Origin of the sequence: Brevibacillus migulae, assembly GCF_004521915.1 — a bacterium.
GTDB lineage: Bacteria > Bacillota > Bacilli > Brevibacillales > Brevibacillaceae > Brevibacillus_F > Brevibacillus_F migulae.
The window spans coordinates 51,954-76,403 of the sequence record NZ_SDKD01000021.1 but is presented as its reverse complement, the minus strand read 5'-3'; the positions used below and the strand labels follow the sequence as shown (position 1 = coordinate 76,403).

Annotated in this window: 21 protein-coding genes; 20 read left to right on the top strand and 1 reads right to left on the bottom strand. The window is 49.6% G+C overall.

The genetic code is table 11. The features are described 5' to 3' along the window. The first annotated feature begins 9 nt into the window (after positions 1–9). Genes EIZ37_RS20555 through EIZ37_RS20545 form a run of 3 tightly spaced genes read left to right on the top strand, consistent with a single transcriptional unit; the run spans position 10 to position 2,859 of the window. A complete protein-coding gene (locus EIZ37_RS20555; protein ID WP_134686646.1) occupies positions 10–909 on the top strand; it encodes a ComEC/Rec2 family competence protein in 900 nt (299 codons plus the stop codon). A gap of 16 nt (positions 910–925) precedes the next feature. Next, positions 926–1,549, top strand: coding sequence for a redox-sensing transcriptional repressor Rex (locus EIZ37_RS20550; protein ID WP_134686645.1), 624 nt, complete (start codon positions 926–928; stop codon positions 1,547–1,549). Between the two features lie 14 nt (positions 1,550–1,563). Beyond that, complete coding sequence (locus tag EIZ37_RS20545; protein ID WP_134686644.1) at positions 1,564–2,859, top strand: amidohydrolase; 1,296 nt, start codon at positions 1,564–1,566, stop codon at positions 2,857–2,859. Positions 2,860–2,926: 67 nt separating this feature from the next. Here the strand turns inward: EIZ37_RS20545 and EIZ37_RS26095 are convergent, their stop codons facing one another. Continuing rightward, positions 2,927–3,103 carry a hypothetical protein gene (locus tag EIZ37_RS26095; RefSeq protein WP_167569053.1) on the bottom strand — a complete coding sequence of 59 codons (177 nt, stop codon included), beginning with the start codon at positions 3,101–3,103 and terminating at the stop codon, positions 2,927–2,929. 172 nt (positions 3,104–3,275) lie between these two features. Here EIZ37_RS26095 and EIZ37_RS20540 point away from each other — a divergent pair, with 172 nt between their 5' ends. From EIZ37_RS20540 to EIZ37_RS20460, 17 genes are all read left to right on the top strand, one after another. Then, the gene (locus tag EIZ37_RS20540; RefSeq protein WP_134686643.1) at positions 3,276–3,971 is read left to right on the top strand and encodes a hypothetical protein; all 696 of its coding nucleotides are present in this window, start codon (positions 3,276–3,278) and stop codon (positions 3,969–3,971) included. Between the two features lie 21 nt (positions 3,972–3,992). Next, a complete protein-coding gene (locus tag EIZ37_RS20535; protein WP_134686642.1) occupies positions 3,993–4,469 on the top strand; it encodes a cell wall elongation regulator TseB-like domain-containing protein in 477 nt (158 codons plus the stop codon). A gap of 134 nt (positions 4,470–4,603) precedes the next feature. Then, positions 4,604–5,140, top strand: a complete 537-nt coding sequence (locus EIZ37_RS20530) for a hypothetical protein (protein WP_134686641.1) — start codon at positions 4,604–4,606, stop codon at positions 5,138–5,140. Next, on the top strand, positions 5,133–6,644 hold the full coding sequence (locus tag EIZ37_RS20525; protein ID WP_134686640.1) for an AAA family ATPase: 1,512 nt from the start codon (positions 5,133–5,135) through the stop codon (positions 6,642–6,644). Before EIZ37_RS20530 ends, EIZ37_RS20525 begins: the two co-directional genes overlap by 8 nt. 195 nt (positions 6,645–6,839) lie before the next feature. After that, positions 6,840–10,382 (top strand): WIAG-tail domain, encoded by a 3,543-nt coding sequence (locus tag EIZ37_RS20520; protein WP_134686639.1) that lies wholly within the window; start codon positions 6,840–6,842, stop codon positions 10,380–10,382. A gap of 167 nt (positions 10,383–10,549) precedes the next feature. Continuing rightward, positions 10,550–11,728 carry a pyridoxal phosphate-dependent aminotransferase gene (locus tag EIZ37_RS20515; RefSeq protein ID WP_134686638.1) on the top strand — a complete coding sequence of 393 codons (1,179 nt, stop codon included), beginning with the start codon at positions 10,550–10,552 and terminating at the stop codon, positions 11,726–11,728. 118 nt (positions 11,729–11,846) lie between these two features. Next, entirely contained in the window at positions 11,847–13,136 is a 1,290-nt protein-coding gene (gene asnS, locus EIZ37_RS20510; RefSeq protein ID WP_134686637.1) for an asparagine--tRNA ligase, read from the top strand. Positions 13,137–13,250: 114 nt separating this feature from the next. Continuing rightward, positions 13,251–13,898 (top strand): DnaD domain protein, encoded by a 648-nt coding sequence (locus EIZ37_RS20505; protein ID WP_134686636.1) that lies wholly within the window; start codon positions 13,251–13,253, stop codon positions 13,896–13,898. Positions 13,899–14,029: 131 nt separating this feature from the next. Further along, positions 14,030–14,353, top strand: coding sequence for a hypothetical protein (locus EIZ37_RS20500; protein WP_134686635.1), 324 nt, complete (start codon positions 14,030–14,032; stop codon positions 14,351–14,353). Then, entirely contained in the window at positions 14,334–15,527 is a 1,194-nt protein-coding gene (locus EIZ37_RS20495; protein ID WP_134686634.1) for a glycosyltransferase family 4 protein, read from the top strand. Before EIZ37_RS20500 ends, EIZ37_RS20495 begins: the two co-directional genes overlap by 20 nt. A gap of 113 nt (positions 15,528–15,640) precedes the next feature. After that, positions 15,641–16,696, top strand: coding sequence for a glucose-1-phosphate thymidylyltransferase (locus EIZ37_RS20490; protein WP_134686633.1), 1,056 nt, complete (start codon positions 15,641–15,643; stop codon positions 16,694–16,696). Then, the gene (locus tag EIZ37_RS20485; protein WP_235828135.1) at positions 16,686–17,507 is read left to right on the top strand and encodes a glycosyltransferase family 2 protein; all 822 of its coding nucleotides are present in this window, start codon (positions 16,686–16,688) and stop codon (positions 17,505–17,507) included. The genes EIZ37_RS20490 and EIZ37_RS20485 overlap by 11 nt, the downstream gene beginning before the upstream one ends. Positions 17,508–17,519: 12 nt before the next feature. Next, positions 17,520–18,599: a glycosyltransferase gene (locus tag EIZ37_RS20480; protein WP_134686631.1), complete on the top strand. Its 1,080-nt coding sequence runs from the start codon at positions 17,520–17,522 to the stop codon at positions 18,597–18,599. A gap of 4 nt (positions 18,600–18,603) precedes the next feature. Further along, positions 18,604–19,896, top strand: a complete 1,293-nt coding sequence (locus tag EIZ37_RS20475; RefSeq protein ID WP_134686630.1) for a UDP-glucose dehydrogenase family protein — start codon at positions 18,604–18,606, stop codon at positions 19,894–19,896. Between the two features lie 112 nt (positions 19,897–20,008). Next, positions 20,009–21,820, top strand: a complete 1,812-nt coding sequence (gene pepF, locus EIZ37_RS20470; protein ID WP_134686629.1) for an oligoendopeptidase F — start codon at positions 20,009–20,011, stop codon at positions 21,818–21,820. A 153-nt stretch (positions 21,821–21,973) separates the two neighbouring features. Beyond that, positions 21,974–23,101 (top strand): FtsW/RodA/SpoVE family cell cycle protein, encoded by a 1,128-nt coding sequence (locus tag EIZ37_RS20465; RefSeq protein WP_167569052.1) that lies wholly within the window; start codon positions 21,974–21,976, stop codon positions 23,099–23,101. Positions 23,102–23,226: 125 nt separating this feature from the next. Continuing rightward, positions 23,227–24,447: an efflux RND transporter periplasmic adaptor subunit gene (locus EIZ37_RS20460; RefSeq protein ID WP_134686627.1), complete on the top strand. Its 1,221-nt coding sequence runs from the start codon at positions 23,227–23,229 to the stop codon at positions 24,445–24,447. The last annotated feature ends 3 nt before the right edge of the window (positions 24,448–24,450 follow it).

The following is a 24,450-nucleotide window of genomic DNA, read 5'->3' as shown; positions in this document are numbered from 1 at the left end:
ATAAAATATATGCTGTGGAAAAAGGGATACCTGTTCTTTTTGTCGATCGTGATGGCATGTTTTTTGTCTGGATGCGGAATCGACAGTCACCTGCAAAATGCGGTCAAGGTAGAAGATCCGTTCTCGGCGGAAAATGAGGACAATTTTACCGGAATGATCGTGACGTACTTAACCTTGCCAGTAGGGGAAAGCACATTGGTGAGATTCCCCAATGGCAAACATATGCTAGTCGATACAGGGGCAGCCCAGGACGTAAAGACATTGCTTGGGCTTCTGGCAGAGAGGAAGGTCACCAAGCTTGATTATGTGATTATCACCAATGATCAACCCGAGCAAGCAGGTGGCTTTCCTTATTTGGCCGAATCGCTGCAAATCGATACAGTGATGCTGCCCAAATTGACAGAAGAAACTGTTCGTCAGGCGGTCCCGATCAAAAGCGACAAAAAATTGATCCCTTTGTCCAAAGGGGATCAGATTGGGCTGGATAAGGACATCTCCATCACGATTTTGCATCCGAGTGAAAATTTGTTCTTGTCCCCGCAAAATAATTCGCTTGTTTTCCTGCTCAAGCAGGGGAAGATCCGTTTTCTGTTTGCGAGTGCGATCGGGGAGGATGCCGAGGAGCGCTTGATCGAGCAGGAGGGGAAAAACCTGAAGGCAGAAGTGCTGAAGGTGGCTTCCCAAGGCAGTAATCAGGCTTCTTCGCAGCCGTTTCTATCTCTCGTCGATCCGCAAGTTGCGGTGATTGAGACGGGGAAATCGCGTGCAGAGATGAAAACAAGCCAGGAAGAGATTCTCGAAAGACTCGGGGAATCCTGGGCTGAAACATACATAACCAGTCAGGACGGAACGATCACGATCCTGTCCAATGGCAGTGATTATCGTGTGTTAAAGGGGAAACGAAATTGAGGGGGTAAAGGAGACAGTGGCCAAGACGGAAAAAATCTCAGAAGCTGTCGTCCGACGTTTGCCGATCTACCTACGCTATCTGTCTCACCTGCAGCAGATGGGTGTCACTACGGTATCCTCCCAGCAAATGGGAAAGACGCTGGATTTCAATCCAGCGCAAATCCGTAAAGATCTCTCTGCTTTCGGCGATTTTGGTAAAAAGGGAATCGGGTATGATGTCAACTATTTGATTGATAAGATTCGCCATATTTTAAAGCTTGATCAAATGATCCATGTCGCGCTGGTGGGTGCGGGGCATTTGGGACATGCTATCAGTAATTACAACGCCTATTTGAAAGACAACATGAGAATTGTGGCAATCTTCGATGTAGACAAGCGAAAAGTAGGCAAAAAAATTGCGGGTATCGAGGTACAATCAATCGAAGATCTGCAGTGTGTCGTCACGGAACAAAATATTCGCCTGGCGATCATCACTGTACCAGCAAAAGCGGCGCAGGAAGTTGCGGATCAGCTCATGGATGCAGGGATCGAAGGCATCTTGAACTTCGCTCCAGTTACCCTGCGTGCATCAAAGGATGTCAAAATCGATTATGCGGACGTGACTTCCAGCCTGCAAAGCTTGGCCTATTACCTTAACTGAATGGAGAATGGAAAATGAAGACAATCATTACCCATGCAACGGTCTTGACCGTGAACGAACACGATGAAGTCATTCGCGACGGGGCGGTTGCTTTTGAAGGAGATAAATTGACCTACGTAGGGCCTACGCCTGCGGACGTTTCTGGCTACGACGAGGTCATTGACGCAAAAGGAAAATATGTGCTGCCAGGCTTAATCAATACGCATGGTCACGTAGGGATGTCTCTCTTGCGAGGGTACGCAGATGATTTGCCGCTGCAGCAGTGGCTTCAGGATAAAATGTGGCCGCTGGAGGCTCAATTTACCGGTGAGCATGTGAAATGGGGCACTTATTTGTCCATTATCGAGATGATCCGTACGGGTACGACCACCTTTGTGGATATGTACGATCACATGGATGAGGTAGCGAAAGCTGTCACGGAATCCGGGATGCGCGCTCGACTGTGCCGCGGGATGATCGGTCTTTGCTCGGAGGAAGAGCGTCAGCAAAAATTACGCGAAGCAACCGCCTTTGCGCAAAACTGGCATAACCAAGCGGATGGCCGCATCACGGTGATGATGTCGCCGCACGCACCCTATACATGCCCTCCGGAATTTATCAGCCAGATCGTGGAAAAAGCTGTGGAACTCGACCTGCCGATTCACATTCATATGTCGGAGACTCGCTTCGAGGTTGAGCAAAATGTAAAGGATTATGGGGTGCGTCCTGTCGCACATCTGGAGAACCTCGGCGTTTTCAACCGTCCGACATTGGTGGCCCATGCCGTGCATCTGACGGATGAAGAGATCGAGATTTTGGCAAAATACGATGTAAAAGTATCTCACAATATTATCAGCAATCTGAAGCTCGCCAGTGGAGTTGCTCCATTGCCGAAGCTGCTTGCAGGTGGCGTCAGCGTTTCGCTCGGAACAGACAGCACAGCTTCCAACAACAATCTGAATCTGTTTGAAGAAATGAAGCTGGCCGCGATCCTGCATAAAGGGGTAAATTACGATCCGGTGGCGATTCCAGCAGAGACGGCACTGCGCCTGGCTACTCGTTATGGAGCAGATGGGGTCTTCCAGGCAGATACGCTTGGTTCACTGGAGGTAGGAAAACAAGCAGACTTGATCATTCTTGACGCGAATCAAGCGCACTATCATCCGGCACACAACCCGATTTCCCACGTGGTGTACGCAGGCAATGGGCGCGATGTCACCGATACGATCGTAGCTGGCCGCTTCATCATGCGCAACCGTGAGCTGCTGACGGTTGACGAAGAACAAGTGATCCATGAGGCCAATCAAATGTTTGCTACATTGAAACGGTAAAAGGTCTCCTGCCCTAAGACAGGAGAGAAGTGCAGTACAGGTGTAGGTAGCGTATTTTTGAAGCTATTTACCGACTTGCTTGCTCCTCGCGCCACACTTTGGTCAAGGAAGTGTGGCGAAAAGACAGGGTGGTGGCGGGGGGGAACGTTCTCAGCGGTGAGGATAGTCCTGCCCAGGATGCGCGGTATTCCTGAAGCAATAACCCTGCTGCATCAGGAGATGTCGTCACCTTCGACAGATTCACGCGCTCACCTCCTTGGGGTGTATCTGTAGTATGACCGTTGGGCCTGCCACTATGTTTAGTAAGATTTCCGTGTTGTTCTAAAACCTTCCCATGCCTCATAAAGTAAAAGCAGGTATAGGTCTGCCAAGCCTATGGCAGAGCCTGCGAAAATGGGTCGGGGAGGTTTAAGCAGATGGTAATCCGCCCAAGACAATTGTGGCTGCTCGTGCCGTTCTTCATCGGACTGTTCTTTTTAGGTGCGGCGTTTGCCATGCTGCAAGACAAGCATGCGGATCGGCAGGATGGAATTCCGGTTATCGATGTCCAGGAGCGTGCCTGGAAAGATCGTGATACGATCGCGGAGCTAATCGAGCCGCTGCAAAAGGGAAAGGTTCCTTTTACGGTAAAGTGGAATCAGGATTGGCTGTCCGGCTATTTTCAAGGGGAAGGCTTTGACTTGAAAGGGAAGCTGGGCGGAAAGCAAATTGCGTTAAACCGTACCAATCAAGTGATCAATGTCTTGATCGACGGGCAGAAGCAAGATCCGCTGCTCGTGCCGTACGCTATGTATACTCCTTACGAACACGCGATGCTGATCAAAGGGCATCTTTCCTCCATCGAGCCGTTGCCGATCGTGGATCAAGGGAAACCGGGTATGCTCGGCTATCAGTTGAACTTGCCAAAAGCCGATGTCGAGGAGATTCTCGCCGTATGGCTGGGTCCATCCTTTCCGACAAAAGAAACGTTGGAAAAGATGGACAGGCAGGTTTCGATTCAATACCAATTCTGGTATGATTCCAATACGACGCAATTGCGGCAATTGGTGGTCCAGCTTTCTTTGGGCGGGAAGAACGGCGGCAAACAGGACCAACTGACATTTTTTCTGTAAAGATAAAGGAGTTTCGAAAACGTGTATATACGGATAGGAATTGTTGCATTATGCCTGCTTCTTCTCGGGTTTGCTCTGGCCTACGATCTTGCGTCAAGCGTTGTTGCCGAGAAACGTGCTTTTGAAGAGCAGGGTCGCAAGTGGGCGATGGAAAGAACAAGTATTACGCAAGTGGATGAGGTTGTTGAATATCGGGGAAAACAGGCATATACCGTCGTGATGGGAAAAAACAAGATGGGTACCCCTGCAATCGCGTGGATGACAGCGGATCAAGTCATTTTTGACACGATGGATCGAGCGGTTACAAAAGAAAGCGTGATGACTGCCTTGAAAAAAGGGTATCCCGGCATGCAAATTCAACACGTCGTACCCGGAATGGATGGGGATCGCCGCTTCTGGGAAGCCGCTGTTCTCGATCAAGAAGGGAAGTATCACTATATTCACTATGATTTTTATACAGGCCAAATCATTAAGTCTTACGTGGTCCGGCCTGCTTAAGGGGTCTTTCCGATGGTGGAAAGGCCTTTTTCTTTTGGAAACAACTACATTCAGAGAATGGTCTCGCTCTGTGCTATACTCATAATCGATCAGAAATTGATAGATGTTCGGTATAGCAAGGAGGGAAACAGATCATGCAAACCCGAAAGAAACCGTTGACGATCATGCTCTCGCTGATTGCTACGCTTACTCTTTTATTCGGCGGTTGGTATTTGTACCAAAAGATGGAGATTGAAGAGCCGATTCGCCAGACAGTAGAAGGGATGAAGTCAGCACAGCTGGCAAACCTGCATGTCGATAAAAATGAGGTCGATATTGCGTTAACCGTTACGCATCCGGAAATGTTTCCGAATGAATATAAACAATTGTCTAACTCCATGGAAGAAATGCTGGACAACAAAGATGTAAAAATCACTGTCTCCAATAAGGAAAGTGAGCTGCAGACGATTTGGACAGATGGCGTATTTGCCTTTACGGAAGCGGTAGATTTGCATCAATACAGCAAGATTCCGGCATTGCTTTCCCAATGGAAGCAGGAGCATCAGCTTGATGTTGTCGATACACAGATGGACGAGCAAAATGTGTACGTCTTTATGAAACGGGGCAAAGACGCTTTCTATGTCATGGTACCTCGTTTTCCAAATGAACAGGAGGTGCAGGTGAATGGGTAAAGAGATATTTTACGGAATCATCCCTGGCATCCTAATTTTCCTCCTCTTTTTGGGCGTGAATATCGCTCCTTTTGTTGTCTTTGGAGCAGTGCTTGCTGGCATCTACTTTTTGATGGCTCGCCAAGGCGGTGGAAATATGGGCGGCTTGGCAACCCGTAACAAAAGCAGCCGTCATACCGTTCCCAAAACGAATGTGACGTTTGCCGATATTGGCGGACAAGAGCGCGCGAAAAAGGAATTGAAGGAATCTCTTGATTTCTTGATTCACAAAGACAAGATTGAGCAATACGGCATTCGCCCGATCAAAGGGGTATTGTTAGCAGGACCTCCGGGGACAGGGAAAACCTTGATGGCGAAAGCTGCCGCCAATTATACGAACTCTGCGTTCCTAGCGGCATCAGGGTCCCAGTTTGTTGAGATGTATGTAGGGGTTGGTGCCCAACGCATCCGTGAAATGTTTAAGGAAATCCGCACGATGGCCGAAAAGAATGGTCAGAGCAGCGGGATCATTTTCATCGACGAGATCGACGTCATCGGTGGAAAACGCGAAGGGCAGCAGCAGCGTGAATACGATCAGACGTTGAACCAGCTGCTGACCGAGATGGATGGGATCGCGACCAATGATAAGCCGCGCATTCTCGTGATGGCCGCGACCAACCGGAAAGATATGCTGGATTCCGCCCTGCTGCGTCCAGGTCGTTTTGACCGTCACGTCACGGTTGATTTGCCGGATAAAGCAGCGCGCCAGCAAATTTTAACGATTCATACCGAGAACAAGCCTTTGGCCGATAATGTGATCTTGGAGCAAATCGCGCAGGAGACCTTCGGCTTTTCCGGAGCACAGCTGGAGAGCGTAGCCAACGAGGCGGCGATCTATGCGATGCGCGACAATGCAAGCAAGATCGAGAGAAAACATTTTTCCTATGCGGTGGACAAAGTCATGATGGGTGAAAAGGTTGACCGTGAAGCAACCGGTGAAGAAAAGCGACGCGTTGCCATGCATGAGCTGGGCCACGCGATCGCGAGTGAGCTGGTGCGTCCGGGATCGGTCTCACAGGTAACGCTCAGTCCCCGCGGGCAAGCTTTAGGGTATGTGCGTCAAAATCCGATGGAAGACCGTTATTTGTATACCCGCGATGCGCTGGAAAAACAGATCATCGTATGTCTCGCAGGGGCGGTGTCCGAAGAGATTTATTATGGCGGCCGAAGCACAGGTTCCAAAAATGACTTTGAACAAGCATTAGGCATGGCGCAGGAGATTGTGCAAAGCGGGATGTCCAGCTTGGGGATTGTCAACATGAAGCTGGTAGACAACAACCGTGTACATGAAGAAGTCAATCGTCTGCTGGAAAACCTGCTGGAGCAGACTCGCGAAATGCTGAAAAAATACGATCACGTGTATCAGACAAGTGTTTCCATCCTCTTGGAGCAAGAGGTCTTGCACGGTGATTTCTTCCGTGACTTGCTCAAACAAGATACGGCAAATGCAGAGCTGGCAATGTAAATTGCCGGCTTTTTTGGTGTTTATGAACAAAAGTGCAGCGAAGGCTCCGCCAATGGTTTGACGAAGCCACGTATACGTACATGTCGTCAATGGGATAACCATACAAAAAAACTCCTCTAAATGGGTGCCCATCAGTTTTGTCCCTGAATAAGCTACACAATGACAGGCTGAAGTGTGAGAGGAGAGGAGACAAGTATGGCGAAAATGAATCGCAGAAAAGCGGTTAAGGGCAAACGAAGCACCGCGGAAGGAAAAGCGCTTGACAATAGTCTTGACGAGCTTTCTTTCTTAGAAGAATTGGAGCTGACGGACCTTGATACGGAAAGTCCGTTAGCCAATCCTGTAGCTTCTGTCACCCCCATCCCGTTGATTCCAAAAAGCAATAATAGTGCGGCCAACCAAAAGAAATTTACAAAAATGGTAACGGAGATGAAGGAGCAAAAGGAAATATCCTCCATTTATACAGATGATTTGACGGATCAGTCGGTCACTACTGAAAAAATTGCGAATCGCGCAGTGGATGGTTCCAAAATAAAACCCGGTTCCATTGAGACAGCTCATCTCAAAGATTACGCGATCGACAATACGAAATTGGCTCTAAATAGTGTGACCACGAGCAAAATTGCGCCCAATTCCATTACAGGCGAGCATCTGGTAAATGGCAGTATTTCCGGAATGAAGCTGCAGGAGAGATCCATTACTGGGGATAAAATCATGGATGCAAGCATAACTTCCGAGAAGCTTGCTGATAAGACAATCGATTCGATCAAGTTCGTGGAAGGTTCCATTCAGACCAAGCATATTCAAGATCAAGCGATCACGAGCGAGTTGATTCAGGATCAATCGATTTCGTTTGAAAAAATCAAACCGGGTGCAATCAATACAGTCAGTCTTGCCAATCAAGCGGTCAATTCAGCGAAGCTTGAAGACGGAGCGGTTACCTCAGATAAAATAAGAGACGGTGCTGTCACTTCGGCAAAACTCAATCAGGAAAGCATTGATTCCCATCATCTTCGGGCAAAATCGATTAAAAGCGGGCATCTGGCTGAACAGGCTGTAAAAAAAGAACATTTGGCCAATCAAATCATTCAAGAACAACATTTAAGCTCCGGAGTAGTGGGTGCACAGCATTTAAAAGCGGAAGCGGTGACGAGCGACAAACTTGCAAAACGGGCCGTTACGGATGAACACTTAAATGACATGGCGGTTACCGAAACAAAAATCGCAAAGGATTCGATCAACAGCAGACATATTCAGCCACTGGCAATCCAGAGCGGGCATTTGCAGGATTTCATCATCACGCATAAGAAAATCAGCGATCAGCAAGTGACTACGACGAAAATAGCCGACCAAGCCATTACTGCCGAAAAATTGGCTCATCGCAGCATTTATCAGCATCATATCGTGGAGGATTCGATTCAAACCGTTCATCTCCAAAATCAGTCGGTGACCAAAGAAAAAATCAGCAAGGGTGCCATTCAGACGACGCATTTGAACAATCGTGTCATTGGTAGCGCCCAGCTGCAGGAAAATGCTGTGCAAACCAATCATTTGGCCGATCATTTGATCACGACTTCGAAGCTTGCAGCAGAATCCGTTTCCACGGATAAATTAACTGATATGAGCGTAAATACATCCAAGCTCGCAGATGATGCTGTCTCCTCCGCGAAAATAGCCAATGAAGCCGTAAAAAGCAGGCATTTGGCCAAAGGCGCGGTAACCACGGATGCGATCTCGGATAAAGCGATTCAATCGTCGCATATCCAACCGCAGAGCATTCTGGCTGAGCATTTTGCTGATGAAATCGTATCGAGTAAAAAACTGCAAAATGGTGCGGTGACGAGCGAAAAGCTGGCGGATGGCAGTGTAGATGGGAAGAAAATACAAAAAGAGACAATAGCAGCTGCTCATCTGGCAGAAGGAGCCATCACCGGCGATAAAATTGCGCCAACCGCGATTCAGTCCACACATGTTTCAGCTTCAGCAATCCAGACGGTTCATCTCGAGGAAGCGAGCATTACCGATACAAAGCTCAAAGACGGAGCCGTCACGACCGAAAAGCTGGCAGATAGCAGTGTAACAGGAGCGAAACTGGATAAGCACGCCGTTTCAGCGATTCACCTCGCGGAAGGTGCAGTAACCAACCATAAGCTCGCCAATAATGCCGTGGAATCATTCCATCTTACCGAGCAGGCGGTGCAAACTCACCATTTGGCGGAGCAAAGTGTCATTTCCAACAAATTGGCGGTTGGAGCCGTAACCAAGGATAAATTAGCCGATCGCATCATTGATGGAACCAAGCTTCAGCAATCGAGTGTCACCGCGGAACATCTGGTGGATCACACCATCACGGACGATAAACTGGCGGATGGCAGCGTGACGTCCAGCAAGCTCTCCCTGGACAGCGTGACCACCGATCATCTTCAAAATGCTGCTGTTACAGCCGAAAAAATAGCTCCCGGGAACATCGCATCCACCCATTTGGCGGAAGGAGCGGTGACGTCCCGTACGATCGCAGATCATTCGATTACAACCGGCAAGCTCGCACATGGTGCAGTCACCAAAGTGCAATTGGCGGATGGCAGTGTAGACGGACAAAAGATCGAAGCGTCCAGCATCACAAGCGATCATTTGCGCAGCCAGTCCGTGACAACCGACAAATTGGCGGATGGCAGCGTCGACTCGCAAAAATTGAAGCCGGACAGTATCTGGACAGAGCATCTCGGAAAAGGCAGCGTGACGAATGAAAAAATAGCGGACCAATCGATTGAGGCCAGACACTTGACCAAAGGGGCCTTTCAAGCGTCCCATTTCCCGGAAGGCAGCATTCAGACTACGCTGATTGCCGATCATGCCATCACGACGACAAAGCTGCGCACCGGGGCAGTAACCCGGGAGAAAATGGCGGACAATAGCGTAGACGCCCAAAAGCTCGCGCCGGTCAGCGTATATGAAGAACATCTGGCGAATGATGCCGTTTCGAGCAGCAAGCTGCAAGATCGAAGCGTTACCACGGATAAGCTGGAAGATGGAGCAATCACCACAGAGAAATTGGCTGACAACAGCATAGCATCTGACAAATTGAATTTTACCCCTGTGCAAGCGCCAGCAGCGCGGCGGGAAGTGCTCCAACAATTCGGCATCATTTCTTTCCGGCTATTGCCCAGCGAGCAAGACGTCATCTTAACCGTTCTTTTGGAAGAATCCTACCAACATGTTAACTATGCCTTTGTGGCAACAGCGACGACCGCTTCCGTGCTAACGGTGATCGCAGAGAAGGAAGCGGATCAGGTGAAATTACTGGTGAAACGGACAGTTGAAGGCGTCGAAGCAAGCGGGATGATCAACTGGATTGCCATTGGCGAAAAAGGAAATATCCCAAAAGATGCCATTACCGTTGATCAGAACGTCGCAGCGGTCGAATTACCAGAAGCAGAGCAGTCTGAAGGTGAGCAGCCTGAAGGTGAGCAGCCAGAAACGGAGCAACCAGAATCTGAGCAGCCTGCTGAAGTTGAACGGTCAGAGTCTGAGCAACCAGAAGCGGAACTTGACGAAGAAGTCATCTTATTCCCGGAGAACGATGATGAGGAAGACAGCGTGGATGAAACCTTAGATGACGAAGATGAACTTGAATTGGTAGAATGGACGGAAGAAGAGCAGCAGCGATTGGAAGAAGAGGGAGTCGAGGAATCCATCCTTGATCAAAAGAACGCAGATGAAGTAAATAATCAAGTGTAAATGATGAGGTACAGCGGAGCTGCCCTTCTCTTACTCGCGCGGGAAGGGCAGATACTGCTGCACAGCCTATACATAGGAAAATGCGTATGATAGGCTATCCGTAGAAGGACAAGCTTAAATTGGATACATAAAATTTATTATGTTAACTTGTTCGGAGGGAATTTTCGATGAAACTGGCGAAACGCGTATCTTTGTTGTCACCATCACCAACCTTGGCCATTACCGCTAAGTCGAATGAAATGAAAAGGCAAGGCTTGGATGTGGTCGGTCTGGGCGCAGGCGAGCCCGATTTTAACACGCCTACCCATATCATTGAGGCTGCAGAGCGTGCCATGCGCGAGGGGAGGACCAAATACACGGCTACAGCCGGTATTCCCGAGCTGCTTCAAGCCATTAGCGAGAAGTTTGAACGGGACAATGGGCTGACCTACAGCACGAAGCAAATCATTGTGACCAATGGTGGCAAGCATGCACTGTACAATTTGTTCATGAGTCTCCTCGATCCCGGTGATGAGGTCATCATTCCGATACCGTATTGGGTCAGCTACCCGGAGATGGTGAAGGTGGCGGAAGGCGTTCCCGTGTTTATCGAGGGATATGAAGCCAATGCGTTCAAAGTAACTGCGCAGCAAGTAAAAACCGCGATTACCCCGAGAACCCGGGCGATTATCCTCAATTCTCCAAGCAACCCTACAGGCAGCATCTATACGCGCCAGGAGCTGGAGGAAATTGTAGAGGTTTGCTTGGCCCACAACATCCTCATGGTTTCTGACGAGATCTATGAAAAATTGATCTATGATGGCCATGAACATGTGAGTGTGGCGACGTTCAGCAAGGAAGCTTATGAAAATACAGTCATCATCAACGGCATGTCTAAGCCGTACTCCATGACTGGATGGAGAATGGGGTACGCTGCGGGCAATCAAACGTTGATTCAAGCGATGGTGGATCTTTCCAGTCATAGCACCTCCAACCCGACTTCCTTTGCCCAGTATGGTTCATTAGCTGCATTGACAGGAACACAGGAGCCGCTGGAAATGATGAAGCGGGAGTTTGTGAAACGCCGGGATCGCGTCGTGGACCTGCTCAATCAGATCGAGGGGATCTCTTGCCTGAAGCCGGAGGGAGCTTTTTATGTGTTCCCGAATGTATCAGAAGCGATGAAAAAGATGGGCTACGATCATGTGGACAAATGGTGCGAGGATCTGCTGGTCGAGCAAAAAGTCGCTCTCGTGCCCGGCAGCGGCTTTGGCTCAGCGAATCATGCACGCATCTCGTATGCGGCTTCCATGGAGCAGCTGGAAAAAGGAATTGAGCGCATCCGTCAATTTGTCCGCAGAGGCTAGTAGTTCCGAGACGGAGGGTTTGTCCGCTTCGTTCTTTTTGCTGATCTGTTTCATTGAATTTGGACAGGCTCAATAGTATAATTGTAACGGTTCAATTGAATACGGGGGGATTTACCACATGTTGACAACCATTGCCCGCATTGGGCAGCACGTAGGTGAAGAAGTAAAACTTGGCTGCTGGCTCTATAACAAGCGCAGCAGCGGAAAAATCCAATTCCTCCAACTGCGCGACGGCTCCGGTTTTATCCAGGGTGTTGTTGTCAAAGCCGAGGTAAGCGAAGAGACTTGGGAGAGAGCAACCCAGCTGACACAGGAAAGCTCTTTGTACATAAGCGGTATCGTGCGTGCAGACGATCGCGCTCCGAGCGGTTATGAGCTGACCGTCACCGGTGTGGAAATTATCCAGATCGCCGAGGAGTATCCGATTTCCTTGAAAGAGCACGGTGTTGACTTTTTGATGGATCATCGCCATTTGTGGCTGCGTTCACCACGTCAGCGTGCGGCGATGGCGATTCGTTCCGAGATTATTCGTGCAGTAGGGGAGTTCTTCCATGAAAACGGGTTTTATAAAGTAGACCCGCCGATCTTGACGCCGACTTCCGCTGAAGGAACGACCAACCTCTTTCACACCAAATATTTTGATGAGGATGCATTCCTTTCCCAAAGCGGACAGCTTTACATGGAAGCGACTGCCATGGCGCTTGGACGAGTGTATTCATTCGGTCCTACTTTCCGTGCTGAAAAATCGAAAACTCGTCGCCACTTGATCGAATTTTGGATGATCGAGCCGGAGATGGCGTTCGTTGATCACGAAGAAAACCTGCGGATTCAGGAAGCGTTCGTTTCCCATATCGTTCAATCGGTATTGAAAAACTGCAAACAAGAGCTGAAAACGTTGGAACGCGATACGAGCAAGCTGGAAAACGTATTGGCGCCATTCCCGCGCATCACCTATGACGATGCAATCAAGCTGCTGCAAGAAAAAGGCAGCGAGATCAAATGGGGCGATGACTTCGGTGCACCAGATGAGACCATGATCGCTGAACATTTCGACAAGCCGGTGTTTATCACTCACTATCCAACGGAGATCAAGGCCTTCTACATGAAGCCGCATCCGGAACGTCCGGAAGTCGTGCTGTGTGCGGACCTGATCGCACCGGAAGGATATGGAGAAATCATTGGCGGCAGCCAACGGATTGATGATCCCGAGCTTTTGGCAGAGCGTTTCAACGAGCATCATCTGTCCGAGGATGCTTATAAATGGTACCTCGATCTGCGCAAGTACGGAAGCGTGCCGCATTCCGGCTTTGGTCTTGGCTTGGAGCGTACGGTCGCATGGATTTGCGGTCTTGACCATGTCCGTGAAACCATTCCATTCCCACGTCTGCTCAATCGTCTGTACCCATAAATCCCGCAACGATCTGGAACCACTCTGTTTCCAAATGGAGACAGGGTGGTTTTCGTTTTCCACTAGGCGCGTCTTGTCCGATGCTGATATAATCATGGAAGAGGTGAACCCTACATGGATCGACATATTCTTCAACTTCTTCAGGCAGGGGTAACATCTGTTTCCAATCTGCTATTATCCTCGTATAAACGGTTAGGATTAAGCGATGAGGACATGATGCTGTTCATCCATCTGCTTTCTTTCCAGCAGGAAGGCAATCGATTTCCGACTTTGCAGCAGCTCGAAGAACGCCTGTCCATGTCGCATTTGCAATTGGTGCGCGTGTTGCAAAACTTATTGAAATCAGGCTTCCTTTCGATTGATGAATACACGGACCCCGCGAGCGGGATCCGGCATGAAAAGTATAATTTGGAGCCGCTCTACTCGAAACTGGCTGCGTTCCTGCAGGACGATGCCATGGTGCAGGTAAGCGCGGCTTTGGAGCAGGGATGGTCAGATCCGACGAGTTTATACAGCCACTTTGAGCAGGCATTCGGCAGGCCGCTTTCTCCAATCGAGATCGAGACGATGCATCTGTGGCGGGAGCAGGATGGCTATTCCGAAGAGCTGATTCTGACTGCGTTGCGAGAGGCTATGTCTGTGGGGAAATTATACATTCGTTATATCGATCGCATTTTATTGGAGTGGCAAAAACAAAAAATCACCAATGCGGAACAAGCTCGCGCATACAGCTTGCGATTCCGTCGACAATCCAGCACGTAAACGTATAACATCTGATCAACCACTGGGACTTTTGTCTCGGTGGTTTTTTCGTACCCATTTACTTTTGTACTCATACCCTATAACGATAGACAAATGCTTACAGAAAGCTTGCCTGTGGAGGAGGTCCGTCGATGATGGATAAACGGAAACGACAAGATCGGATGCAGTGGGTGACCCCAGGTGTTTTTACAGGGGGAACCGCATTACAGCATATCGTTGAGCACATAAGCGTCACCAAACCGCTGGATAAAAAAGAGAGCCAGTCCTATCCACTGGAAAAGGGAGAAGAACTCGAAGAAAAAGTGGAGCGATTGGAGGCGCAGTTGAAAGAATGGGAGCAGCGCTGGATCAAACAGATGAGGATTGCGCAGCAGGAGAGGGAGCGTCTGCAACAGCTGGTGCTGCTGTTAAAAAAAGAGTGGGAGATGGAACGAGATGAATATCGCGATCGTTAGTCCCGGCCCTTTTTCCGTTCCGCCAGTCAAGGGCAGCTCGGTGGAACATGATATCGATGAGATTACGCGTGTGATCGACCCAGAGCATCACGTGACGATCTATACACGGACATGTCCGACCTATCCGGCATCCAGCCGTGAAGGAAACCGGACCTTTGTCCGTTTTTCCTACGACCGGCGTCCTTCCCTGTATCTGCGCAAAGTCATCAAGGATTTGCGGAAACGGGAGGCGGATGTCATCCTCGTCGAAAATCGCCCCGGCTATGTTCCCGCTTTGCGAAAAGCCTTTCCGAACAAGCCGATCGTATTGAATATGCACTCGCATGTGTATGCCTCCAAACGAATGATCGATCCGGTTACCATGAGGCGTGTCGGCAAAATGATCGATGGGATGATTACCAATAGTGAATATTTGCGGCAGCATTTTATTCAAGAGCATCAGATCACGCCGGAAAAGGTGCATGCCATCCATCTGGGTGTGGACAGTGAGATGTATCACACGGCAAAGCTGGAGCGAAAGGCCAAAAAATTGCGCAAGGAGCTGGGTCTATCACCCAAGCATCATGTCCTTTTGTACGCAGGTCGATTGATGCGGGAAAAGGGGGTGCATGTGCTGCTGCGCACCTTCCGTGAAATCAGCAAGGTGGATCCGCAAGCCCGTCTCGTGATCGTAGGGGGAACCGGGTACGGAAGCAATCGCTTAAATCCGTATGTAAAGCTGCTGCGAAAATTGGCCAAACCATTGGGGGATAAAGTGAAGTTTGTGAATTTCGTTCCTACGAAGGATATGCCTGCATGGTACCAATTGGGAGATGTCGTGGCGACCCCATCCTTATGGCAGGAACCATTTTGCCGCGTGAATCTGGAAGCGATGGCCGCCGGCAAGCCGGTCATCTCCACGGTACGCGGAGGAATCCCTGAAGTCGTGCGCAATCAGGACGATGGCTTTCTTGTGCCGCCAAAGGATTGGAGAATGCTGGTTCCCCGGCTCTGGCAATTTTTCTGGCAGACGCCCGCGATGCAAAGCGAATTGAGCAAAAATGCGCGTAGTCGTGCCCAAGCTTTATCGTGGCAAGCGACAGCTGCCGCTTACTTGGATGTATTTGAGCGGCTCGTTCATCCCGAACAGCATCTGCTCGAGAAAAAGACAGAACGTTTTCGCAAAATTGGGTAGATGGGTTGTCGCCTTTTCTTGACACAAGGAGGACAATAGCCCTTACGCCAGTATTCGGAATGCCATATTTATAATACACAAGTACAAAAGCACAACTAGGGAGTGATAAAAAGATGAAAGGGTTAATATTGTGTGCTGGACGTGGCACCAGGTTGCATCCCTTTTCGTATTCACAACCCAAAACTCTCCTCCCAGTGGCAAATCATCCCGTCCTGCACTATTGTATACGCAAATTAATCGAGGTTGGCATTCGCGATATCGGTATCGTCATCAATCCTTCCCAAACACAGATTGTTGATTTCGTAGGTGATGGTAGTCAGTATCAGGCTACCATTACATTTATTGAACAAGAGCAGCCGCTTGGCATCGCACACGCCGTGAGATTGGCGAGGCCATTCATCCAAAAAGAACCGTTTACGCTTTTGTTGGGAGATAACCTGCTGATGGACTCCCTTCATCATTTGCAGCAGGCGTTTCAGCAAGAGCCTGTGGAAGGGGCCCTGCTGCTGAGTAAGGTAGAGCGCCCGCAGGACTACGGCATTGCCGAGGTAAAAGACGGTCATATCATTTCGATAGAGGAGAAGCCGCAGCAGCCCAAAAGCAATTTGGCTGTCATCGGCGCCTATGTGTTTACGAGCTCCATATTCGATGTGATCGAAACGCTGCAGCCATCTGCCCGTGGGGAATATGAGATAACCCACGCGATTCAGGCGCTGATCGATCATGGCAGTCGGATCGCGCATACCGTTACGGACGGATTGTATTCGGATGTGGGGACCATACAAAGATGGCTGGCAGCTGATCGCTGGATGCTGCAGAAAGAGCTGGGTCAACAGGTGAAGGTCGGGACCACCAGTACCGTGATCAACTGCGAGTTGGTTGGACCCGTATTGATCGGAGAAAATTGTCACATCGAAAATTGCAAGCTGGGACCCTATGTTTCCATTCAGGATGGCGTAGAATTGAAAAACTGTACGTGGATCAAAGGGAGCATTCTCCTCGAGCAGTCATCGCTGATTGATGTGAACTGGGTCATTGAAGACAGTTTATTTGGACGTTCCTCTTATCTGACAGGGCAGCATAGCGCGGAGACTGGGGTCTTCATCGTAAGTGACAAGTCGTCCATTCTCATTCCGGCGCAGGGACAGAGGGATAACAATGATGGGTGACCCGTTATTCACCGTGGTGATTCCGACCTACAACCGTGCCAAGTATATCCGCAAAGCGATTCGCAGCGTGCTCAAGCAAACCTACAAAGGGTGGAAGCTGTTGATCATGGATGATGCCTCTACGGACAACACCAAGAAAAAGGTAGAGCCCTATTTGAGCCATCCGGATATCCAGTATTACCGCATGGAGGAAAACTCCGGCATTTCCAAAGTGATGAACACCGCACTGACGCTAGTCGATACGCCGTACATGGTGCAGGTAGACTCGGATGATTGGTTGCCGAAAAGAGCGTTGTCCACGCTTGCCAACCGCATTCAAAAAGCAAGGCGAAATTATGCGCTCTATTATGGCAACGTCAATCTGTGGCGGGTCAACAATCGGTTAAAATATCGCAAAGCATTTTTAATCAAACATCGCGAATTCAAAAGAAAATATGACTTTCTCAAGTATACCAGCTGGATGGTGGCCCCACGCTGCTACCGTGTAAGTGCGCTGCAAAAGGTGGGCGGCTGGGATACATCCGATCGGTATGGCGGACGGATCATGGAAGACAGGCGAATCATCTTGCGCTTGATCGACCGCTATCCGGTAAAGTGGATTAACCGTGTGCTCTACAATCGGACCAAGCACCGCAATCAATTGACGGATGCGAACTCAAAACGAAAACGAAATCTGCTGCGCCGTCGAACCTTCAATTACTATTTACGCCGTTGGGGCAACAAATATCGCGCGGTGTATGGCTATCGGAATGGTTACTTGATTATTAAGAAGCTCAAGCGTGTGAGGAATAGGAGTAAGAAACGGGCGTAGGGAGGGGAGACGTTGAAGCGCGTGTTGGTATACCGTCGCAAGTTTTTGGCGAAAAGTGAGACCTTCATTTATCAGCAGCTGATTGGCCACAAACAGGTAAAACCCGCAGTTTTGACCCGCAGCCGCCCCATCAATCGCCGCCAATTTCCGTTTTCTCCGATCTATGTGCGCCGAAGCTTCAAGGGACTCGTACCCTGGTTACGAAAAAAGAAAATCAAATGCTTGCATGCGCGATTTGGTACGGCTGGCGTGGAAATTTTGCCGATTGCCAGAAGAGCAAAGCTTCCGCTGATTGTTTCCTTTCACGGCTTTGATGCAACGAAACTGGTCAAACAAAGCAGCAGCTACCGAATGAAGCTAAGGAGACTTTTCCGCCATGCCGCAGCGGTCACCGTCGTCAGTAACCATATGAAGCGGCGGTTGATCCGCCTCGGCTGTCCGGCTCATAAAATCACACTGATCCGCTCGGGCATCAATCTGCAAAAGTTTCCTTACCTTCCCACACCACCCGTTAAGGATGGGAAGTACCGCATCTTAAGCGTTGGCCGATTGACGGAGAAAAAAGGAATGAACACCCTGATCAAAGCCTTCCGCAAAGTCCATGAGAAGTATCCGCAAGCGCGATTAACGATCGTGGGAGAAGGAGAGGAGCGAAGAAAGCTGAAGAAGCTCGTTCGGCGGTTACGCTTAAAAAAGCAGGTAACCTTCACAGGCGCCCTGCCGCATGACAAGGTCAGGGAGCAGATGGAAAAGTGCCATCTGTTCGTCATTGCGTGCAAAACAGCCAAAGATGGCAATCAAGAGGGAATTCCGAATGTTCTCATGGAGGCGATGGCGACCGGGCGTCCGGTGGTTTCCACTTATCATGCGGGCATTCCCGAATTGATCGAGCATGGCAAGCACGGTTATTTAGTGCCGGAAGGGGCAAGTACAAAACTCGCCAAAATGATCACAACTGTGCTGGAAGAGCAAGAGAACTGGCCGGTTATTACCACGCTTGCTCGCGAACGTGTAGAACAACAGCATGATATTGAAAAGCAGCGGGAAATCCTGGAGCGGTTGTATTTGCAGGTACTAAAAAAAGCGAGGTGATTCAATGAATCTATTGGTGATCGGTACGGGTTATGTCGGCTTGACCACCGCTGTTTCTTTTGCCATGCAAGGACATCACGTAACAGGAATTGACGTGATAGAGGAAAAAGTAAAACTGCTGCAGCAAGGCAAATCGCCCATATACGAACCCGGCCTCGAACCTGAACTGCAGCGTGCACTCACGAAAGAAACGCTTGCCTTTTCCACCAGTATGGCGGAGCACGTAGGCGAGGCGGATGTCATCTATTTATGCGTAGGAACACCGTCCGGCAGCGATGGCTTCGCAGATTTACGCTATCTGGAACAAGCGGTGGAAACGTTGCGAACGTTTGTGCAAGCTAGTGAGAGAGAGCACGTTGTCGTCATCAAAAGCACGGTGCCGGTCGGTACTTCCGATCGTATCGCTGCCATCTTTGCTGAAGATAAGCATGTGCATGTTGTCACAAATCCGGAATTTCTGCGAGAAGGAAGAGCACTGCAGGATTCGTTGGAACCTTCTCGGATCGTGATTGGTGCGGATCGTAAAGAAGCCATTGCGATCATGGATCAGCTGTATGCCAAAATTACAGCGCCTCGTGTATACACGACGCGGACCAACGCAGAAATGATCAAGTATGCATCGAATGCTTTCCTGGCGACCCGCATTTCCTTTATGAACGAGCTGGCAAGGTTGTGCCATACGCTGGGAGCCGATATCGAAGTGGTGGCAGAGGGGATGGGTTTGGACAGCCGTATTGGTCCCGAATTTTTAGGAGCGGGAGTCGGCTATGGCGGATCATGCTTTCCGAAAGATACCGAAGCGCTTATCCAGCTGGCTCGCCGTCATCAATCCTCCCTATCGCTATTGGAAACAGTCAGGGATGTCAACCGCAGTCAAGTTGATTGGTTTGTCGAGCGAATGGTGGAAACCATCCAAGGAGTAAGGCAAAAACGAATTGCGCTTCTCGGTCTTTCCTTCAAGCCGGAAACCGACGATATCCGCGAAGCTCCTTCACTCACATTGATCGAGCGCCTGCAAAAAGAAGGGGCGATCCTGACCGCCTTTGACCCGATCGCATCTTTGCATGTCAAGCAGCTTTACCCGAATCTTTCCTATGTTTCCTCTCCCTATGATGCCTTGAAAAATGCGGATGCGGCGATCCTCGTCACGGAGTGGAAAGAATGTGTGCAGCTGGATTGGCAGCGGGTGAAACAACAGATGGCGCAGCCTGTGCTGTTTGATGGACGAAATGCTTGGCCAGCCGGATTTTTGAAAGAGAACGGCTTTACCTATCTGGGTGTTGGCCGCCATGCATAGAGAAGCGTAATAAAGCCGATCCCGATCGATCGGCTTTTTATGCATTTGAAGTTGGAACGATTTTCCGCTACGATGAGGAAGTAGGCATGAGAACCTGAAGGGAGTGTCGTGAATGAATAAAACCAAAACGCTGCCAAAAAGAAGCGAGGTTCCAAACGAGTGGAAATGGAAGCTTGAAGATATTTATGCGACGGATGCCGCATGGGAGCAGGACGTAGCAAAGATCAAGGAAATGACCGAGCAAATCAAAGCGAAGCAAGGGACGCTCGCAGAATCGGGCAAAAACTTGCTTGACACCTTGCTTTTACAAGATGAAATTACCAAAATACTCGATCGTGTGTATGTATACGCGAGAATGCGTCGTGATGAAGAAAACAGCAACAGTACATATCAAGCATTGACCGATCGAGCAAGCAGCCTGGCTACACAAGTATCCAGCGCGATGTCATACATACAGCCAGAGATATTAGCAATCCCCAGCGAACAGCTGGAAAAGCTGCAGCAAAGTGAAGAAGGTCTGGAGCATTATCGCCTGCTGTTGGAGGAGATTACCCGCTTCAAGCCGCATACGCTCAGCGCCTCCGAAGAAGCGATCATGGCACAAGTAAGCGAGCTTGCTTCGGCGCCAGGGAAAATTTTCGGCATGTTAAACAATGCAGACATCAAATTCCCCATGATCACGAATGAAAAAGGGGAAGAAGTAGAGCTTACCAAAGGACGCTATACGCAGTTCATGGAGAGCAAAGACCGCCGGGTCCGCAAAGAAGCGTTTGAAGCGTTGTACGCTACCTACGGGAAGCATCGCAATACGATTGCGGCAACCTTGGCTTCGGTCGTAAAACGCGACGTATTCTATGCCAGAACGCGCAAATACGAGTCCGCATTAAAAGCCTCATTGTTTGCAGACAATATCGACCAGTCCGTCTACGACAATCTCATTGAAACGGTACGGGAGCACTTGCCACTCATGCATCGTTATGTTTCGCTTCGCAAAAAACTGTTCGGTGTGGATGAACTGCACATGTACGACTTGTATGTTCCGATGGTGCAGGAAGTCGAAATGGAGATCCCCTATGAGCAAGCGGTGTCGACGATCAAGGAAGCGCTGAAGCCATTGGGCGATGATTACGGCAAAGTGCTTGAGGAAGGCTTCACTTCCGGATGGATTGACGTTTATGAAAACGAAGGCAAAACGAGCGGTGCCTATTCGTGGGGGGCATACACGACACATCCGTATGTGCTCATGAATTACCAAGACAACGTAAACAACATGTTCACCCTGGCACATGAGATGGGGCATGCCTTGCACAGCTATTACTCCAACAAGAACCAGCCGTATACGTATGCCGATTACCGCATCTTTGTGGCTGAGGTGGCATCTACGCTGAATGAGGCACTGTTGATGCATCATATGCTGGAGAAGACCACGGATAAAGGAGAGCGCCTCTACCTGATCAATTACTATCTGGAGCAATTCCGCGGTACGCTCTTCAGACAGACGATGTTTGCCGAATATGAAAAATTGATTCATGCCAATTCGGAGAAAGAAGTACCGTTGACTGCCGATTCCTTGAGCGAGTGGTATCGCGAACTTAATGTCGCATACCATGGAGATGAGATGATTGTCGATGAGCAAATCGACTTGGAATGGGCGCGCATTCCACACTTCTACAATAATTTTTACGTCTACAAATACGCCACCGGATTCAGCGCGGCAACGGCACTCTCCAAGCAAATCCTGGAGGAAGGCCAGCCAGCGGTCGAGCGCTATCTCGCGTTCCTGAAGAGCGGCGGTTCCGATTACCCGCTGAATCTGTTGAAGAAGGCCGGCGTTGATATGACCTCGCCGCAGCCGATCCGGGATGCGTTGGCTGTATTCAAAGACCTGCTGGATGAGCTGGAAGAGCTGGCGGGTGCGAAATAGAATAGAGAACACTTTTTGCAAGCTGTCGAGAAAATCGGCAGCTTTTTTCGTGGCCAGATGCTGGTTGTCATATCAGCTGCTCATCCGGTTGCAGGGCTGAACGGGTTCATTTTGGGAAGACTATCCATTAAGTCCAATCGATGGAGGAGTAGTATGGAGGAACAAAAGACATATGACCCGGAAGTGTTCTTGGCGATGGCTCTCATCTTGTTGGCTGGCCTGATGACCATCTATGTGGCCACACAGGATCACCTGCAGACGCTTGTTTGGAAGCAATTGACCTGGGCCACAGTGGGAGCGGAATGTTTCTGGCTGCTCCGCAATGTTGACTATCGGTACTACGCCCAGCATGCCCATTATTTTTATGGAGCCGGTATCCTATTGCTCTTGTCCGTCTTTGTCATCGGGAAAAAGGTGAATGGAGCGATCAGTTGGATTGACCTAGGGCCGCTGAATGTACAGCCTTCTGAATTGACGAGAATCACGACATTGATCATGTTGGCTCGTTTGTATGAGTGGAATCAGGGGGTCTTTCTCAAGACGGAGGAGATTGGGAAAGCATTGCTTTTCGTACTGGTCCCGACCGGACTCGTACTGCTGCAGCCGGATCTCGGAATGGCGCTGATCTATCTTGCCTTGTTAGGGGCATTTTTTGTGATGAGCCGAATCCCTAAAACTGTTTACATAAGTGTTATTATGACAACTTTCATCTTCGCGGTTTTTCTCTATGGCTTGTATAGCTATTCTCCCTCCTTATTTTTTCAAGTTGTCCGACCGCATCAATTTGATCGTCTCCTGTCCTTTATGGATCCCGAGTCTGATCCATTGGGAAGCGGGTATCAATACATACAAGCGCGAAAACTGGTCGGAAGCGGCCAATTAGGCGGCATGACGAATGCATGGGCGCTTACCAGCAGCAGCTCCAAGCTTCCCGAGCAGCATACCGATTTTATTTTCGCAGTCGTTGCGCAGCATTGGGGATTTTTGGGCGGAAGCATCCTGCTGCTGCTCTATTTTTTTCTGTTTTTTCGCTTGATTGCCTGGGCGATGAAGACACCTGATCTATTCGCGGCTTTTTTCATCAGCGGCATGGTGACAATGTGGGCCTTTCAGGTGTTTGTGAACATTGGGATGAATATCGGTCTATCTCCGATTACGGGACTCACTTTGCCGTTCATCAGCTACGGCGGCAGCTCCTTGATCTCCAACCTTATCGCCTTTGCCATGATCGTCAGTATGCGTCATCCTTCTCCCTCTTGGAAGTTGAGTCAGCTCGAATAAGGGGACTTTGTTTTTCATCTCCGCCTTAAGGAGGAGGAAAGTTCGTTCTGCTGACGGTTCAGACACAAAGGAAAAACTGGCAAACTAAGGAAGGAAATCATTCGTATGGAGTTGGAGGAATAACGGTGAAAAAACGTGTAGTGGTTGCCATGGCAGCAGTACTGCTGACAGCATCGGGATGTGGCGGAAACACACCGGCTGAGGTAAAACCGGAAGCCAAGGCAAAAGTGGTCGAAGTATTTACAGTGGGCAAGGATGCGCAAGGTGTGTCGATGACGGCAACCGGTTTGGTGGAAGCGAAGCGGGATACGCAGCTGGCATTTGGAACATCTGGGAAAATCGCGCAGGTGCTAGTGAAAAAGGGAGACAGAGTCACCCAGGGGAAAGTGCTTGCCTCTTTGGACGGCAGCTATTATCAGAGTGCGATGACGGCAGCAGCCGGACAGGTGCAGGAAGCGGCAGCTCGCAAAAGAAAGACGATCAGAGGTGCAGATGCGGAACAAATCGCGCAGCAGCGCTTGGAAGTGGAAAGCGCGAATCAGCGCTATGAAAAGGCGGTTCAAGACTTCCAGCAGGGGGAGCGGCTCTTTGCCGGAGGTGCAATCTCGCAAAGCGAGCTTGACAAATTAAAGCTGGAAAAGCAGCAGGCGGAAATCACGGCGAAAAATGAAAAGATCGCACTGGATGATTTACTGAAGGGCGCAGACACCGAAGACGTCATCGCGGTAGATGCCTCCTTGAAACAGGCGACAAGCGAAGTGCAGCGTGCCAGACAAACGCTGCAAGACTCGCAGATCATCGCCCCTTTCACAGGGACTGTAGTCGAGGTAACGCAGCAAGCGGGAGAGCTGTCAGGACCTGGCCAATCCCTGATTCATCTGGTCGACTTGTCCGAGATCAAGGTCACGATCGATGTGACGAATGATCAAATTGATCAATATGCGCTCGGAGCCAGCGTGAACGTGTCCAAGGACGGACAGAAAAAATCCAGCGGCAAAATCACGTATATTTCCCCGGTCATTGATAAGCAAACAGGAAAATACCGCGTGGAAATCACTGTGCCTAATCCGGATCAATCCTGGCGCGGAGGAATGGTCGCTACTGTCGAGGCTCCTCGTAAAATAGCAGGTGTGATCGTTCCGCTGGAGAGCGTAGGCATCAACCAGACCCAGCGCTATGTGATGGCTGTCGAAAACGGTCTGGTCAAGAAAAGAGCAGTAAAGACGGGTCAAATCATTGGTGATTTCATTGAAGTCGTGGAAGGCGTAAAGCCTGGCGAACAGCTCCTCCGTACGGGTATTACGTACTTTGTTGACGGAGAAAAAGTGGTAGCGAAAGGAGAATAACGC

Excerpts from the sequence above, each read along its gene's own strand:
- EIZ37_RS20500 (WP_134686635.1), top strand. The coding sequence starts at position 14,030 with ATGATGGATAAACGGAAACGACAAGATCGGATGCAGTGGGTGACCCCA.
- EIZ37_RS20490 (WP_134686633.1), top strand. The coding sequence starts at position 15,641 with ATGAAAGGGTTAATATTGTGTGCTGGACGTGGCACCAGGTTGCATCCC.
- EIZ37_RS20520 (WP_134686639.1), top strand. The coding sequence starts at position 6,840 with ATGGCGAAAATGAATCGCAGAAAAGCGGTTAAGGGCAAACGAAGCACC.
- EIZ37_RS20515 (WP_134686638.1), top strand. The coding sequence starts at position 10,550 with ATGAAACTGGCGAAACGCGTATCTTTGTTGTCACCATCACCAACCTTG.
- EIZ37_RS20555 (WP_134686646.1), top strand. The coding sequence starts at position 10 with ATGCTGTGGAAAAAGGGATACCTGTTCTTTTTGTCGATCGTGATGGCA.
- EIZ37_RS20465 (WP_167569052.1), top strand. The coding sequence starts at position 21,974 with ATGGAGGAACAAAAGACATATGACCCGGAAGTGTTCTTGGCGATGGCT.
- EIZ37_RS20505 (WP_134686636.1), top strand. The coding sequence starts at position 13,251 with ATGGATCGACATATTCTTCAACTTCTTCAGGCAGGGGTAACATCTGTT.
- EIZ37_RS20540 (WP_134686643.1), top strand. The coding sequence starts at position 3,276 with ATGGTAATCCGCCCAAGACAATTGTGGCTGCTCGTGCCGTTCTTCATC.
- asnS (WP_134686637.1), top strand. The coding sequence starts at position 11,847 with ATGTTGACAACCATTGCCCGCATTGGGCAGCACGTAGGTGAAGAAGTA.
- EIZ37_RS20530 (WP_134686641.1), top strand. The coding sequence starts at position 4,604 with ATGCAAACCCGAAAGAAACCGTTGACGATCATGCTCTCGCTGATTGCT.
- EIZ37_RS20495 (WP_134686634.1), top strand. The coding sequence starts at position 14,334 with ATGAATATCGCGATCGTTAGTCCCGGCCCTTTTTCCGTTCCGCCAGTC.
- EIZ37_RS20485 (WP_235828135.1), top strand. The coding sequence starts at position 16,686 with ATGATGGGTGACCCGTTATTCACCGTGGTGATTCCGACCTACAACCGT.
- pepF (WP_134686629.1), top strand. The coding sequence starts at position 20,009 with ATGAATAAAACCAAAACGCTGCCAAAAAGAAGCGAGGTTCCAAACGAG.
- EIZ37_RS20475 (WP_134686630.1), top strand. The coding sequence starts at position 18,604 with ATGAATCTATTGGTGATCGGTACGGGTTATGTCGGCTTGACCACCGCT.
- EIZ37_RS20525 (WP_134686640.1), top strand. The coding sequence starts at position 5,133 with ATGGGTAAAGAGATATTTTACGGAATCATCCCTGGCATCCTAATTTTC.
- EIZ37_RS20545 (WP_134686644.1), top strand. The coding sequence starts at position 1,564 with ATGAAGACAATCATTACCCATGCAACGGTCTTGACCGTGAACGAACAC.